This is a genomic window from Bacillus infantis (assembly GCF_008180445.1).
GTDB lineage: Bacteria > Bacillota > Bacilli > Bacillales > Cytobacillaceae > Bacillus_AB > Bacillus_AB infantis_B.
Window position 1 is genome coordinate 289,309 of record NZ_VTER01000006.1, and the last position, 15,840, is coordinate 305,148.

Genomic DNA, 15,840 nt, shown 5'->3' on the forward strand with positions numbered 1-15,840 from the left:
ATCATTATAAAGAAAAAATGCACGAAGAAAAATCCCGGAGAACTTTTCCCGGATTTTTTCTTCGTGCTTCTTGCTTTTCGGCCCATATAGGTATAAATTAATGCTTATCAGCATTTTTTCCCCTATCTATCTTGGCGTCTCCTGATAGGTAATTGCGCGGATTTTTTCCGTTTTTTCTTCAAACGTTATACGCACAAAAACACCGAATTCCCGATTATCCCTGGAAAGCCAAAGCTTGAAAGTCTCTGTACAGTTTGATCCCTGGGTAGTTCTTCCTACATGAAGATAATCAAGGATCCTTGCTCCAGGATACTTTATTTTCGTATTGGTCATCGCAAGCTTTCCCCATTTGGCATATGCAGGCGTCTGCTGTGCAGCTGAAATATGCTGGATATTTGCAGCAGAAGGGGAAAGCAGAGCAGGGAAACTTAACAATAATATAATCAGTATCGACTTTTTCAAACCGCTCACTTCCTTTATAATTAGTTAGCCTGCCATCATTGTGTATTAGTATTGAAAAAAAGAGCGCAGTCTATGCCCTTATTAGTTATTTACTTAATTACCGTTACACCAGACATCTTGTAAAAGGCGGGAGATTGATTGAAACAACCGGAATACGTTAATGTTATGGAAGAAATTGTCGCAGCACTCGTAAAAGTCCTTATGCTGAGCCCGGATTATCAAACCTTCTGCCAATGCATGAAGTGCCGAGCCGATATTATCGCCATCAGCCTCAATAATCTGCCAAACCATTATGTAACTACAGAAGAAGGCAGGAAAATGGTATTTGAACAGCTGAACACAGAGGAAAATCGGAAATGGATCAATAAAAGAATTATCAATGCGATTCATGTGGTGAGTAAATATCCGAAGCATTAGCAGTAAGTGAAGCGGAGGTATCGAGTTTCTTTTTAAATAAATTGTGGTTGATTCCTGCACATCTTACTGGAGTCACTATTTCATTTTTCTTCAGGATAGTGGTTCCAGCGCTACCGGCTAAAGCCACTATTTTCATTTTTCTTCAATATAGTGGTCCCAGCTCCTCCGGCTGGAGCCACTATTGTCATTTTTCTTCAGGATAGTGGTCCCAGCTCCTCCGGCTGGAGCCATTATTGTCATTTTTCTTCAGGATAGTGGTCTCAGCGCAACCGGCTGGAGCCACTATTTTCATTTTTCTTCAATATAGTGGATTAACCGTCACCGCCTTGACCACTATTGTTTATTTCATATCATAATGAGGGCCCCAGCACATCTTGCCCCAAATTTTAATACACATTAATTGCACACTAACCCCATCTGATTAATAATAGTAGTAACGTGAATTGAATGGAAAAGTTAAGGAGGAGTAATGTGAGCGACTTTATCAAAGCTGCGGGTGAAGCAGACAGATATGAACTGATGAAAGAGCTTTCCGCCATCTTCAATGAGCGGAGCCGATCACAGGAAAATAGAGGGAGCTTCCCCCATAAAAATTTTTTAGATCTGAAAGCGTCCGGCTACACATCCCTTACCGTTCCGGCAGACCGGGGCGGGAAGGATATCTCATTGCTGGAAATGATCAAGCTGCAGGAAAAGCTCGCAGAAGGAGATGGTTCTACTGCACTTGCAATTGGATGGCATATGGGGATTACGAAGAATCTGGGAGAGAAAAGGAATTGGGATGATGAACTTTTTTCCTTTCTTTGCCGTGAGATCCTGGACGGGAAGCTGATAAATAGTGCTGCAACGGAAAGGCAGACAGGCAGCCCGACACGGGGCGGCCGGCCACAGACTGAAGCAGTGCTCAAGAATGAGAGCTGGGTAATCAGTGGAAGAAAGACCTTTACTACGATGGCTCCTGCACTGGATTATTTCATTGTCAGCGCCTTTATTCCAAGTGAAGACAAAACTGGGAATTTCCTTGTTCCCAGAAAGACAGAAGGTTTGTCAATCGAGGAGACATGGGACAGTGTCAGCATGAGAGGGACCGGCAGCCATGACCTTGTGCTTGATGAGGTTTCCATTGAAAAATCATTTCTTGCGGAAACATTGGGACAGGATAAAAAGGCGAGTGGCTGGCTTCTCCATATTCCGGCGGTATATCTCGGCATTGCTCAGGCAGCCCAGGATTATGCAGCAGGCTTTGCTAAAAGTTATTCTCCAAACAGCATTGAAGGGACCATCAGCGATATCCCTTCTGTCCAGCAGAAAATAGGGGAGATGGAGCTTGAACTGATGCGGGCAAGAGAGTTTCTTTATGCAGCGGCAGACAGATGGGACAGGGCCGCAGAAAATGAAAGAGCGTCCATGCAGCCTCTTCTCGGTGCTGTTAAGCTGGCTGTTACAAATGCAGCATTAACAGTTGCTGACCTTGCAATTCGGGTCGTTGGCGCAAGAAGCCTTTCTGAACAAAATCCTCTGCAGCAATATTATCTGGATATCAGGGCAGGCCTTCATAATCCTCCAATGGATGATATGACCATATCGCTGCTTGCCCGCAAAGCCTTATCAAGGCTTGACTGAAAAAAGAATGGGAGTTCCCATTCTTTTTTTTATTAAGGAAAAAGTACACGAGTAAATTACCGGCAAAACTGCATAATAAAAACATCCAGCACTGAAAGAAAGAGCATAACCGGGGTGTAAACAATGGCTTTCAAAAAGAAAAACACTACTGAAAAAAAGTATCAATGGCAGCCTGAAGAGATGCCTGAAGAGCTGGTATCCGCTGATCATGTCAGGAAGAAGATGGAAGGCTCTGATGATTTCAAGGAAAGGGTCATTGAAGCAGAGGGAAGGACTCTTCACCTGTTTTTTCTTTCCAGCATGGTGGATGATGCCAGGCTTGAGGAAAGGATCATTAAGCCGCTTTTACTATCAGCAGGAAATCTTATAGAGAAACAGGCGCAAACACAGGAGGTTCGTCGCACTTCTATCCTGAATGATGCACTAAAAGGTATCCTGACAGGATATTGCTTTGCCATGGAGCATGATTCTTCCGAGGGTGTGCTTCTTTCTGCAGCTTCCAGCCTTTCCAGAGAAATTTCCGACCCGGCCAATGAACATATTATCCAGGGCTCTCACGAAGGATTCATTGAGAACATAGGCAAGAACCTCCTTTTGATCAGGAAGCGCATTGAGAATCCCAATTTAAAAGTAAAATATATAACGATCGGCAAAGCCACCAATACCGCTTCTGCACTTATTTACATAGAAAACCTCACCTCCGGAAAACTGATAACCGAGATTACAAAAAGGCTTGCCAGCATTACTATGGACAGCATTCAAAGTCCAGGATTTATCCAGGATTGCATCGAGGACCATCCTTTTTCTCCGTTTCCACAGATTTTGAATACAGAAAGGCCGGACAGAGCTGCTGCACATTTGATGGAAGGAAGGGCTGTGCTCATTACGGATGGCAGCCCTTCTGTGATGATCATGCCAGTTACATTTTTTGCTTTCTTTCAATCTCCGGAAGATTATAATAACCGCTGGTACCTGGGCTCCTTTTTCCGGTTTCTGCGGCTCATCTCATTTATCTTATCGCTGATATTGCCTGCTTTCTATGTGGCGGTTGTTTCCTACCATCATGAAATCGTCCCAATTGAACTTGTATATACACTTCAGGCGTCATTGAATTTTGTCCCGGTGCCTCCAGTCATAGAAGCGATGTTCATGCAGCTGGCCCTTGAACTGCTGAGGGAAGCGGCAGTACGGCTGCCGCAGCCGATTGCACAAACCATTGGCATAGTCGGAGGGCTTGTTATTGGGACAGCAGTGGTGGAAGCCGGCCTCGTTTCCAATGTCATGATCATAGTAGTGGCCTTGACCGCAATTGCATCCTTTGTCATTCCATCTATTGAAATGAGCAATACCCTCCGGTTTATCGGGTTTCCGCATATGCTTCTGGCAAGCATTTTCGGCTTCATCGGCATTGTGTTCGGTATGCTTTTGCTGGTGATCCATCTAGCTCAGCTTAAATCATTCGGCGTACCGTATTTCGGTCCTTTTGCACCACTCAGGCTGAAGGAGCTGAAGGATACATTCATGAGGGTCCCTGTATGGCTTATGAAGAAAAGGCCGAAGGATTCAATGGCAGCTTCTTTAACTAAACAGGGGAGCTCGAGGGGGTGGAAGAGAAATGAAAGTGAAGACACGTATTGACCAGCAGGATTTATTTTTCCTCCTGCTGCAGACCCAAATAGGGGCAGGCATTCTGTCCATGCCATATTCACTTTATACCGCTGCAAAAAACGACGGCTGGATATCTTTAATGCTGGCAGCCGCTGCTATTTTCTCATTGATTTATTTCTATTGGCTGCTTTGCAGGCGTTTCCCCCATCAGACACTGTATGATTTCTCAGGGAAGGTGTTTGGAAAATGGGGCGGGGCTCTGATCAATCTCGGCTATATAAGCTATTTTGTATCTACAGCTCTGCTGGTTTACCTGAACTTTGCCGATATCATCGGCCGGTGGGTTTTGCTTGATACACCACGCTGGCTTCTTATTCTTCTGCTGATGTTCATAGCCGTTTCCGCCTGCAGCGGCTCCTTTAGCAGCATCGTCTCTCTGTTTTCATTCACTTCGATATTCATTATCTTTCTTTTCATCCTTTCTCTATTCATTTTTAAGGAGCCTGAAATTGATTACCGGTATATGTTCCCAGTTGCCTCACAAGGAGTTCTCCCGATTTTAAGGGGGGCAAAAGAAGCAGTATATGGTTTTCTCGGCGCAGAAACGGCACTATTTTTCCTGGCATTTGTCAGGGAGCCGGAAAAGAAGGGGGCAATAAAGGGAGCATTTTGGGCCCAGATCGTGATCAGTGTATTTTATTTATATCTGTTTATGGCAAGCATTATCATGTTCAGCCCGAAGGAGATCATACTCATCCCGGAGCCTGTCCTTTACATGCTTAAAGCCATCACCTTTAAGATCATAGAAAGGCTTGATCTCGTCTTTATAACCGTTTGGATGACGGCAGCTGCAACAACGATTATCAGCTATACATACCTGGCAGGAATGGGCCTCTCCAAGCTGCTCAAAATCAAGCACAGAAGAGCCGTCCTTGCTGCCACAGGCATCATTTTCATCTTAACCTTTATTCCGCAAGGGGAAATGGACATAACCGGCTTTGGCAGGGCGGTGTCCTTAGCCGGGCTTATTTTCAGTTCTGCCCTTCCTTTAGCCATGTATATCGCAGCAGCATTTTTAAAGAAAGGGGGTGCGGGGCTTTGAGAACCGTTAAGCTGGCATGGCTGCTTATCATAGTCCTGATTCTAGGCGGCTGCTGGGACGAAAGGCTATTGAAAAATTCCCGCCTTGTTTATATTTCCGCCTTTGATCTGTCTGAGGACGGTAAATACAAAACTACTTCAATTATCCGCAATACAACAAAGGTTCCTAATCCCCAGCAGGAGGCTACCAATGAAATTGCAAAGGGAGAAGGCTTGAATATTCGGGATACAAGGCTGACACTCAACCGATCACTTGCGGGGGAATTTGACCCTTCCAAGAGCAAAGTGCTTATCCTTGGGGAAGAGCTGGCTAAAAGGGATATCTATACTGTACTTGACATCGTCTACCGTATTCCGCGGACGCCCATCATTGCTAAAGTGGCATTAGCTGACGGAAGTGCAGGCGCTATGCTGGCGGAGAATCATAAAAATGAACCCTTGCTGGGGGAGTTTTTGTATGAATTGCTTCTTAACAGCGAAAAAAGCACCGAAATACAGGAGCTGACAGTGCAGAATATCTGTACTATCCTATTCGACGAGGGCAAAGACTTTATGGTTCCTTTTATTAAAAATAATGATGAGAATAAAAAGATTGAAGTCAGCGGGAGTGCCCTGTTTCATGACAGGATATTTACCGGAAAGGTCTTAACCCCTGAGCAAAGCAGTCTTTTGCTCCTGTTCATGGACAGGATGAACAAAGAATGCAGGTTCGCTTATAAACTGTCAAAAGGTGAAACGGTCACTTTTGCTGTCAACAAAGTCAAAAGAGATCTTCATTTTACCTATAACTACGGCAGGGCAGTATTCAAGGCAGATCTGTCGATTGACATTAATATTGAGGAATATCCCCTTGATCATCTGCACGAAAAAAAGATTGCCGAAGAGCTTGCCGGGGAAATTTCGCAAAAAATGTCTGTTGATGCAAAGGAGATATTCGGTATTCTTAAAGAGGAAAAAGCTGACTTACTTGGAGTTGGAAGGGAATTAATTGCTTTTCACCCGGATATATGGAGAAACATAAAGGGAAGTGATTATTATGAAAAGGTGGATGTGAAATCTGAAGTCCGCATCCATATTTCGGGTAATGGCATCATCAATTAATGATTGCCCGCCTTTTATTGAAAGGTTTGGTTTTCGCTCTATCATGGTAAATAAATATTAAAACAAAGACTACAAAGATAGAGGGTGATGTCACTGCTTGCATTTTTAAAAAGAGGGAATAAGTCTTCAGGGATTGCCGCTGTAGGGAATACGGCTTTAGCAATCGCCAAAGGAGTCGCAGCAGCAATAAGCGGCAGCGGTGCCATGTTTGCTACGACCCTTCATTCGGTTGCGGATGCATTGAACCAGGGATTCGTCTTCTTCGGAAGCGCCATATCCGAGAAAGAAGCAACAAAAAGATTTCCAAGCGGATTTGGCCGTGTGGTCAATTTATTCGTTTTGATCGCAGTTATCGTGATTTCAATTATGGCATACGAAACCATTCATAAAGGATGGGATCTCATTGTCCATCCCCATGAATCTTCTGATTTGTGGCTGAACATCATTATTATGATTCTTGCCATCCTGACTGATGGGGGAGTCCTTGTGAAGGCAATGAAAGAGATTGCCCATGAAACAAAAAGCGGGGCAAAGGGATTCAGCATATTTACGACTTCATTTAAGAATGTCCGTCTTGCTGCACCGCCTACAAGGCTTGTCTTTTATGAAGATATCATCGCGACATTCGGGGCTCTGCTGGCACTTATTTCAATCATACTTGCCCATTTGACAGGCTTCTATTTCCTGGATGGGGTAGGGACAATCCTGATTGGATTCCTGCTGGTGGGAATTGCCGTCAAAATTGGCTATGAAAATACCCTTGGACTAATCGGTGTCGCGGCACCAAAGGAAATTGAAGACCGGGTGGCAAATACCATCCTCTCAGATCCGGACGTGGTTGATATTAAAGATATGCGCATCCTCCAGGAAGGAAGGAAGTATCATATTGAAAGCTATATTGAGCTGAAAGCCGGCCTTTCCCTGGCAATAGCAGATGATATTATCTACAGGGTCCGGGATAAGCTCTTCAAAGATCCGGATGTCGGTGATGTCAGGATGGGAATCCTTGAAACTGATAACATCACCACCTGGAAAAGAGAATAGATAATAATGAGGCACACTTCCAAAAGAAGTGTGCCTTTTCGATGCAGCTGAACTGTAAATGCAAGTTCTAAAATAGCCCGCTATTATTGCTGTACAAGGGACTGAAGATATCTTGCTGCGAGCTGCTGCTTTGTGATGACGAGATACGCAGGAGCTGCATCCTTTAAGTCCTTCCATTTAGCTTTTGGCTGGGACAAAAAATAAATCGGTGCCTGCATCAGCTGCTTAAGGAGAATATATCCCCTGTGTGTCAAAGGGTGACGTTCAAAGCCAAGAATCTGGTAGCCCTTGTTAATCATGGTGATGCCTATGACACCCTTGATTAAGTCGCTGTCAGGATGCCTTTCAAGATGCAGGGCCAGGCAGGGCATGGATTCGCCGACAATCCTGATTAAAGCTCTGCCTCTGGTTACAGGGCTTTTAATGTGGACAAGCTGCTTGAGAAGCCTCGAATTATGAAGATGGATTTTGATGACAATATCATTCTTTTTGAGGGAGGAGCCGTCTGAGAGGGTGATATCGGGACCTCTATATTTCGTCTTTCTGACCCGGAATACGCTGTACTTTTCCTCCAGTTTCAAATGAAACAATCTTGTACAGCAATAATAGACAGGATCAAGGAAATCCCATAAGTAAATCAGCCAGATACGAATGATCATTCCAGTCTCCTTTGATGTTGATTTATCGTTAGCTTTTTATAAAAGAAGCTTTTGTATACTCCCTGTATTCAAACTTCAGGCTGTGTCCGATGTGAATGTTTACCATCATGTTTAGCAGCATTAATGAGCACGCTAAAAGAAAACTGACAACCCGAGGTGCACTTTAATGAAAAGAACAATCACAGCCCTCATCAGTGCTGCAGCGTTATTTGCGGCTGTTATGTTATTATTCCAGCTGCCGGGCAACAACCAGGAAAGGATAGATGAAGGGGAGCTCTCCGGCGGTACACAACCTTCAGAACAAAGCTCAAGCCGCCTGCTGAGAATTAATGCAATAGAACAGGGCGAAAGAATTAAAACACTCCTGAACGGGGATGACGATGTGAAGATCATCCATCATAACCCGAAGGATAAAAGCCACTATAAAGAGCATGAAGCTACTGTTAAATTTTCCTCTCCTCCTGACGATGATGAGCTTGACAGTCTGGCGGCCGGACTTGATGCAGAATTTTTCCGGCACATGGATTCCATATTTGTTTTTCAGTCTGACAGTATGACAACCGCAGATCTTCTGCAGTTTTTCAGGGAACGGCCTGATATAGCCTATGCAGAGCCTAACTTCATTCTGATGCAAAATGAAACTCAGCTTCCGAATGACCAGCTTTATAGAGAAAAGTACCAATGGAATCTGCCTGCCATCGATATTGAGAAAGCCTGGGATATCTCAAAGGGTGACGAAGATATCATTATTGCCGTTGTCGATACAGGGGTGGATATGGATCATCCTGATCTCAGGAAACGACTGATGAAGGGCTATAATGTCATGCAGAACAGCAGCGATTTTGACGACGACAATGGCCATGGCACCCACGTTGCAGGCATCATAGCTTCTGAAACGAACAATGGGGAAGGAATTGCAGGCATTACCTGGAATAATCGGATTATGCCGGTTAAGGCAATGGGCAGCAAGGGCTACGGTTATACATTCGATATCGCCAAGGGCATTATCTGGGCTGCGGACCATGGGGCAGATGTGATCAACCTGAGCCTTGGCAACTACCAGCCGTCTGCTTTCCTGGAGGAAGCGATCCGGTATGCTTATGACAAAGGAGCGGTCCTCATTTCAGCAGCAGGGAATGACAACTCTGAACAGCCTTCATTTCCGGCTGCCTTTCCGGAAGTGCTCAGTGTGTCTGCTGTAAGCTATACTGGTGAAAAAGCTGAATTCTCTAATTATGGTTATTATATTGATGTGACCGCACCGGGTGTGTATATTCCAAGCACCTATTTTAAAAATCAGTATGCAGCCCTTTCAGGCACATCCATGGCAAGCCCGCATGTCGCAGGACTTGCAGGGCTCATTCTTTCAGTCAATCCTGATCTGTCAAACAGAGAGGTCATGAATATTATAAAAGGTACAGCGAGGGACATTGGGGAAGAAGGCAGGGATGCCTACTTCGGGAATGGCCTGATTGATATCAATGCCGCACTAGCAGCTGCTGAATAATAAATAAAGGACCGGCCGCGGTAATGAGCGGGCAGGTCCTTTTTCACGGTTGATAACATTCATTGGGCACCTTTTTCTCCAGAGTGAAGCCGCTTCTTGAAATAAAAAAAGCTTTTAGTCTTTGCAACTCTTTAAGGGCATCATCAAAAACCAAAAACTTATTAAAACCGGGCTGATTGAGTGAAAGGCACGCAGCCTCCTGTGGTAAAGAAGCGCCTCCCTGCAGAAAGCGAAGTGCCTGGAACAAAAATCAACGGCACCATTCCAACTGAAAGTTATGGGATAGGGAATATGATTACCTGACTAAGCTTTAATTAAGCCCCCCAATCTATATATAAGCTTAGTTTAAGGAGCCTTGGCTGCACTCAGCTCTTCACTCCATACAAAATGCAGCCGACACCGGCAAATACCCAGAGCATCTTGGAAAATGAAACCTTGTCGGCAAGGCCAATGAGCCCTATGGTGGTTGTTGCAATCAGGATGAGCGGGCCCACGAGGGCGAGGGAGCTGTTCAATACTAGAGCTTTTTCAATATCATTGTATTTGATGATCAGAAATGCAGCCAAAATTTCAAGGCTTCCCGAAAAAATCCTCAGTGAAGCCATCATGATTATGGTCTTTTCCAAAAGCTGAAACATAAGTACCTCCCAAAAGCAGTTTGCTATAGTATATGCAGCCGGACTGCCGGGAAGGACAAACATTTCCTGCATCTGCTGAAAGCAAAAAGATCCTGCCCATCATGACAGAATCTTTATGGCATCATGCCGACTGTTTCAGTTTATTCAAACGGCTGCCAGAAAGCGCATTCCGATTCAGCCTTAGTGCAAGAAGGCCGGCCAGTACGGAAAGTATGATATCCTTAGGCAGCGGAACCAGCATCCAGATCCATGCCATCGCATAAGTGAAGCCTTCCGGGGCTGCAAACCACAGTTTATAGGCTAGATACATATAGTTTGTACCTAAGATATAATTGATGGCCAGTCCCACAAGCGCAGCTGTGATATAAGATGCTTTGCTGGAATTCTTTTCAATTATCTTCCCTGTTGCATAAGCTGCAAGAATATATGTAAGGATGAAGCCGAAGGTCGGGCTGATGACAGTCGCAAAGCCGGAGCCGAATTTTGCAAACACAGGGACACCAGCGATGCCAACCAAGGCATATACAGTCATGGCGATGGCTGACAGCCTGCTGCCAAGGATCGCGCCAGACAGGATCGCGATGAATGTCTGCAGGGTAATAGGGACCCCTCCGATTACCATAAATGGGACGAATGATGTGATATTTGCTCCAATTGCCATCAGGGCAGTAAACATACCGGCCAATGAAAGATGGAGCGGCGTCAATTTCTGTTTCATGAAATAGCCTCCCAGAATTGTTTTATACTAAAATAAGAATAAGATGGAAAACAACTATATGTCAACTAAAATTATATTCAGTTTACAAAGGGGGTTCTGATGATTATGAAAAGGCCAAGAGCAAATACATTGGGCATTATATATAAGGACGGCCGCATCCTGGCTGAAAAGCTCAGCGGGAAGCATTCTAAGGGTGAGGGAGTCTTTTACCGCCCGCTCGGAGGAACGATAGAACTTGGGGAGACCTCGATAGATGCTTTGAAAAGAGAGTTCATGGAAGAGATAGGGGCAGAGATCAATATAGTGAATTATATTGCCTGCGTGGAAAACATTTATTCTATCAATGGAAACACGGGACATGAATTGACACAGCTTTATGAGGCCGAACTTGTGAATGAGTCACTATACGAAGAAGATTCCATTCCAGTCAACGAAAACGGGAGAAATTCGGAAGCAAAATGGATACCGGTTATATCTTTTATAGAAAAGAGGGAAATACTTTTCCCAGCCGGACTTGAAAATTATCTTAACCGTTACTTATAGTTTAAATGTGTATTCTTCTGCCTGCACGGGTATAGAACAGATAAAAGAAAGGGTGAAAATCATGCAGACATATGGCGAATGGTATACCCGCAGGCGTCCAGAATACAAAGGGTGGGAGAACCAGGATACTAATGAGATCTTATTCAAAAATGCTCTCTACTACGGCCTCCCATCTGTTGTCATGGTTGCGCTTTTAATATTAGCCTGAATAGTGATGCACCTGCCTTGCCGGCAGGTGCTTTTTTGCAGTCTCTTTTCCTGGATAATAGTAAAGCTTCAGAAATTATAGTAAAATAGGGGCAATCTACTGGAAGGAAGAAGGTGTCCATATGTTCGAGCTGCTGCTGACAATGCTCGAGAGGCTTGGCCTGATTGTTACCATTGCCTTCATTTTGACCAGATTCCGTTTTTTCCGCGAAATGATATACCAGGAATCATTAACGGCAAAACAGCGGTGGGTCGCTGTTCTTTTTTTTGGATTCTTCGGTATATTCGGCACCTATACCGGTGTCAGTTTTGACACCGATACCCTGCAGTTCAGCCGCTGGGCTTCAGAGCTTTCTTCAGATGAAGCCATTGCAAACTCCAGGGTGATCGGCGTGGTTCTTGCCGGACTATTCGGCGGATACAGGGTAGGGATTGGCGCCGGACTGGTGGCAGGAATCCACCGTTTTACATTGGGCGGCTTTACGGCTTTTTCCTGCGGCTTGGCTTCAATCTTTGCTGGAATCATTGCAAGCATCCTGCATAAGAAAAACAGGCATGTGAAGCTATCGACAGCGTTTTTTATCGGAGCCATGGCCGAAAGTGTGCAGATGCTTATCATCCTTCTTCTCTCAAGGCCTTACAGCAAAGCTTCTGCTTTGGTCGAAACCATCGGTCTGCCCATGATTCTCGCCAATGGAGTCGGCTGTGCCATTTTCCTGCTGATCATTAAAAGCGTAGTGAATGAAGAGGAAAAAGCTGCAGCCATCCAGGCGCAGAAATCCCTGCGGCTGGCACGCCAGAGTTTGAAGCATCTGCGAAAAGGGATGACCATCGATGCGGCAGAAGAGGTATGCCGGATCCTTTACCACGAAGTCAATGCAAGCGCCGTGTCGATTACAGATGATGAACGCATCCTGTCTCATATTGGCGTAGCTGATGACCATCACAAATCAGGACATCTGATCCAAACAGATATAACCAGGAAGGTGCTTGCCCAAGGAGCATTGATCATTGCCGGCAGGAATGATATCAGCTGCAGCAGTCCGTCATGCCCGCTTGGTGCTGCCGCCATTGCTCCGCTGAAGGAAAGGGGACAGACCATCGGCACCTTGAAATTCTATTTTAAGTCAGAAAAAGAAATCACAAATGTCATGATTGAATTGATATCCGGCCTGAGCATGCTCCTTAGCAATCAGCTCGATGCTGCAAGGGGCGAAAAAGCATTCCAGCTTGCGAAGGAGGCAGAAATCAAGGCTCTGCAGGCACAAATCAGCCCGCACTTTTTGTTTAATACTTTGAATGTAATCGTTTCCCTGATTCGGATTGATCCAAAGAAAGCCCGCAAGCTGCTCTTGTCGCTTTCCCATTTCCTGAGGCAGAATCTTACGGGGACAACTTTGGAACGAACACTTTGAAGGAAGAATTAAAGCATGTACAAGCCTACCTGGAAATAGAAGAAGCAAGATTTTCTGACAGGCTTAAAACAGAATTCCGGATAGAAGAGGAAGCACTTTCTGCTCAAATCCCGCCGCTGACACTCCAGCCGCTTGTAGAAAATGCAGTCAAGCATGGCATCAAGGATAAGGAAGCTGACTGCAGGATCATCATTTATGCTGCCGTAAAAGAAGAAGGGACAGAAGTATCTGTTTCTGACAATGGAGCGGGAATCGGCACAGAACGCCTGCATGAGCTGGCAAGGGGCCACGTACCTTCCCTGACAGGGACCGGACTTGGAATATATAATGTAAACAGAAGGCTGGCAATGCTTTTTGGGGAAAAAGCCGGACTGATTTTTGACAGCAGGCTGAATGAAGGGACCACAGTCTCCTTTACGCTGCCGGACAAAGGAGAAGAATAGCATGGAAAGAAAAATCAGCATATTGATTGCAGACGATGAGCCGTACAGCAGGCAGGAGCTGGTTCACCTGCTGAAAGAATATGAAGACCTGCAGGTAGTGGGAGAAGCAGAATCAGGTGAACAGGCCGTCATCCAGTGCCTGCAGCTGCAGCCGGATGCTGTATTTTTGGATATTGAAATGCCAAAAATGAATGGCATGGAAGCCGCCAGGTCGCTGAATGATTTAAAAAAAGTGCCAAAAATCATCTTTGCGACAGCTTACCCGCAGTTTGCGGCAGAAGCTTTCCGCTACGAAGCGGTTGATTATCTGCTGAAGCCCTTTGACGAAGACCTGCTTAAAGAAACAGTATCAAGGCTGAGGAAGCTTTTTGCAGAAGAAGGCGACAGCACAGCCGCAGCCGTGAACCCTGGGAAACTGGCAGTGGAGGAGGATGGCAATATTTCTTATATAGACCCATCATCCATCCTTTATATATCCCGTGATGATAAAGTCTCCAGGATTGTTGCGAAAAACGGAAGCTATTCTGTCAAAACTCCTTTAAAGGAGCTGGAAAGCAGGCTGCAGCATTTTCCTTTTTTCCGCATACATAAAAGCACAATCGTCCATCTGCCATATGTATCCCGGCTGACTCCATGGTTTAACGGCGCCTATCAGCTGGAAGTCGAGGGGGCTCAAGAAATATTATCTGTAAGCCGGAATTATGCCAAAGCATTAAGGAGCAGGCTGGAAATTTAATGATGCAGGCATGAGTCTTTTGCCTGCATTTCACCTCTCCATTTCAGCATCTTGAGACAGATTATTGACATGTTGGCCACAATTCCGCCACATTCTCCTCCCGGTGCCTTATACTTTCTGTAAGCGATTACAAAAGGAGGCATTTCAATTGTATTCTTTTATAGCAGGCATCATTTTACTTATAGCAGGGTATTTCACTTATGGGAAATTTGTAGAAAAAGTATTCGGCATTAAAAAAGAGAGGCAGACTCCAGCTTATACGCACAAAGACGGCGTTGATTATCTGCCGATGAACACGAAGAAAAACTCACTTATCCAGCTGCTTAATATTGCAGGTGTTGGTCCTATCTTTGGACCGATCATGGGTGCACTATATGGACCGGTTGCTTTTCTTTGGATTGTGCTCGGCTGTATTTTCGCCGGTGCTGTCCATGATTATCTGACAGGTATGATTTCCATCCGCAACAGGGGAGCACACTTGCCGGAGCTGGCCGGAAAATTTCTCGGCAGCTTCATGAAGCATGTTGTGAATGCATTTGCCATCCTGCTGCTGCTCCTTGTGGGAACGGTTTTTGTCACTTCCCCTGCAGGGCTGCTGCACAATCTGATGGACGGATGGATGAGCATGGGGCTTATTCTTGGAGCCATCTTCATCTATTATATTCTGGCGACACTATTGCCGATTGACAAAATCATTGGACGCTTTTATCCCATCTTTGGTGCATTGCTGCTGATCAGTGCGCTTGGAGTAGGGGCATCGCTCGTCATCAGCGGTGCACCTATCCCTGAAATCAATTTGTCAAACATGCATCCTGACAATGCACCGATCTTCCCGCTTCTGTTCCTGACCATTTCCTGCGGGGCTTTATCCGGATTCCATGCGACGCAGACGCCAATCATTTCGAGAACAACAGAAAATGAGGATCAAGGCAGAAAGATTTTCTATGGCATGATGATTGCAGAAGGCGTTATTGCCATGATTTGGGCTGCAGCTGCAATGAGCCTTTTCAATGGCTCTGCAGGCTTAAATGAACTGCTTGCAGCTGGCGGGCCTGCGGCAGTAGTAAGTGAAGCTTCAAAACTGACTCTTGGTGCTGTCGGCGGAACACTGGCTGTACTCGGAGTGATAATCCTGCCGATCACTTCAGGCGACACTGCTTTCCGGAGCGCAAGGATGATCATTGCCGACTATATCCGCTTCGGCCAGCAGAAGCTCGGCAACCGCCTGGTTATCGCCCTGCCCTTGTTTGTAATATCATTTGCACTGACAAAGATAGACTTTGAGATTCTATGGAGATACTTCTCCTGGGCAAACCAGTCTACTGCTGTCATCGCCCTTTGGGTAGCAAGCATGTACCTTTTCATTGCCGGAAAAAATTATTGGATTGCCATGATACCGGGCATCTTCATGACAATGGCAACCGTTACTTATATTCTGAACGCCAAAATTGGATTTGGGCTTTCAATGAATATATCGTATTTAGGGGCTGCGATTGCCACGGTTATTATCACTGTTCTTTTCTACAACGCAGCAGGAAAAGCAAGAAAGAACAATATCGCACTCGAAGAAGATATTACAGGAAGAGTAGCTTAAGATTAATAATGCATAAGGGCCTGG

The 15,840-nt window shown here is 45.2% G+C and carries 14 protein-coding genes and 1 pseudogene; 11 read left to right on the forward strand and 4 right to left on the reverse strand.

Features of this window, described 5'->3' with window-relative positions; all coding sequences use genetic code 11:
• Window positions 1-126 precede the first annotated feature (126 nt).
• Window positions 127-462: a YqzG/YhdC family protein gene (locus FZD51_RS12780; RefSeq protein ID WP_262380904.1), complete on the reverse strand. Its 336-nt coding sequence runs from the start codon at window positions 460-462 to the stop codon at window positions 127-129.
• 138 nt (window positions 463-600) lie between these two features.
• Between FZD51_RS12780 and FZD51_RS12785 the strand changes: the two genes are divergently transcribed.
• The 6 genes from FZD51_RS12785 (at window position 601) to FZD51_RS12810 (ending at window position 7,356) form a co-directional block, all read left to right on the forward strand.
• Window positions 601-879 (forward strand): late competence development ComFB family protein, encoded by a 279-nt coding sequence (locus FZD51_RS12785; protein ID WP_318246879.1) that lies wholly within the window; start codon window positions 601-603, stop codon window positions 877-879.
• Between the two features lie 447 nt (window positions 880-1,326).
• Entirely contained in the window at window positions 1,327-2,502 is a 1,176-nt protein-coding gene (locus FZD51_RS12790; protein WP_148975129.1) for an acyl-CoA dehydrogenase family protein, read from the forward strand.
• Window positions 2,503-2,625: 123 nt separating this feature from the next.
• The gene (locus tag FZD51_RS12795; protein ID WP_148975130.1) at window positions 2,626-4,140 is read left to right on the forward strand and encodes a spore germination protein; all 1,515 of its coding nucleotides are present in this window, start codon (window positions 2,626-2,628) and stop codon (window positions 4,138-4,140) included.
• Complete coding sequence (locus FZD51_RS12800; RefSeq protein WP_148975131.1) at window positions 4,118-5,212, forward strand: GerAB/ArcD/ProY family transporter; 1,095 nt, start codon at window positions 4,118-4,120, stop codon at window positions 5,210-5,212. Before FZD51_RS12795 ends, FZD51_RS12800 begins: the two co-directional genes overlap by 23 nt.
• Window positions 5,209-6,312 (forward strand): Ger(x)C family spore germination protein, encoded by a 1,104-nt coding sequence (locus FZD51_RS12805; RefSeq protein ID WP_187445740.1) that lies wholly within the window; start codon window positions 5,209-5,211, stop codon window positions 6,310-6,312. Before FZD51_RS12800 ends, FZD51_RS12805 begins: the two co-directional genes overlap by 4 nt.
• Window positions 6,313-6,399: 87 nt before the next feature.
• Window positions 6,400-7,356, forward strand: a complete 957-nt coding sequence (locus FZD51_RS12810) for a cation diffusion facilitator family transporter (RefSeq protein WP_148975133.1) — start codon at window positions 6,400-6,402, stop codon at window positions 7,354-7,356.
• Window positions 7,357-7,439: 83 nt separating this feature from the next.
• Here FZD51_RS12810 and FZD51_RS12815 read toward each other — a convergent pair whose 3' ends face one another.
• Entirely contained in the window at window positions 7,440-8,015 is a 576-nt protein-coding gene (locus FZD51_RS12815) for a YkoP family protein (protein ID WP_148975134.1), read from the reverse strand.
• Between the two features lie 166 nt (window positions 8,016-8,181).
• Between FZD51_RS12815 and FZD51_RS12820 the strand changes: the two genes are divergently transcribed.
• Window positions 8,182-9,522, forward strand: coding sequence for a S8 family peptidase (locus FZD51_RS12820; RefSeq protein ID WP_148975135.1), 1,341 nt, complete (start codon window positions 8,182-8,184; stop codon window positions 9,520-9,522).
• A 365-nt stretch (window positions 9,523-9,887) separates the two neighbouring features.
• Here FZD51_RS12820 and FZD51_RS12825 read toward each other — a convergent pair whose 3' ends face one another.
• Together FZD51_RS12825 and FZD51_RS12830 are read right to left on the reverse strand one after the other, a co-directional pair.
• The gene (locus tag FZD51_RS12825; protein WP_148975136.1) at window positions 9,888-10,160 is read right to left on the reverse strand and encodes a YqhV family protein; all 273 of its coding nucleotides are present in this window, start codon (window positions 10,158-10,160) and stop codon (window positions 9,888-9,890) included.
• A gap of 121 nt (window positions 10,161-10,281) precedes the next feature.
• A complete protein-coding gene (locus FZD51_RS12830) occupies window positions 10,282-10,878 on the reverse strand; it encodes a biotin transporter BioY (RefSeq protein WP_148975137.1) in 597 nt (198 codons plus the stop codon).
• Window positions 10,879-10,977: 99 nt separating this feature from the next.
• On the opposite strand from FZD51_RS12830, the gene FZD51_RS12835 reads away from it, so the two are divergent.
• The 4 genes and pseudogenes from FZD51_RS12835 to FZD51_RS12850 all read left to right on the forward strand — a co-directional run bounded on the left by FZD51_RS12835 (window position 10,978) and on the right by FZD51_RS12850 (window position 15,816).
• Window positions 10,978-11,421: an NUDIX hydrolase gene (locus tag FZD51_RS12835; protein WP_148975138.1), complete on the forward strand. Its 444-nt coding sequence runs from the start codon at window positions 10,978-10,980 to the stop codon at window positions 11,419-11,421.
• A gap of 329 nt (window positions 11,422-11,750) precedes the next feature.
• Window positions 11,751-13,486, forward strand: a pseudogene (locus FZD51_RS12840) (LytS/YhcK type 5TM receptor domain-containing protein).
• A 1-nt stretch (window position 13,487) separates the two neighbouring features.
• Window positions 13,488-14,222, forward strand: a complete 735-nt coding sequence (locus tag FZD51_RS12845; protein ID WP_148975139.1) for a LytR/AlgR family response regulator transcription factor — start codon at window positions 13,488-13,490, stop codon at window positions 14,220-14,222.
• Window positions 14,223-14,370: 148 nt separating this feature from the next.
• Window positions 14,371-15,816, forward strand: a complete 1,446-nt coding sequence (locus FZD51_RS12850) for a carbon starvation CstA family protein (RefSeq protein WP_148975140.1) — start codon at window positions 14,371-14,373, stop codon at window positions 15,814-15,816.
• Window positions 15,817-15,840 lie beyond the last annotated feature (24 nt).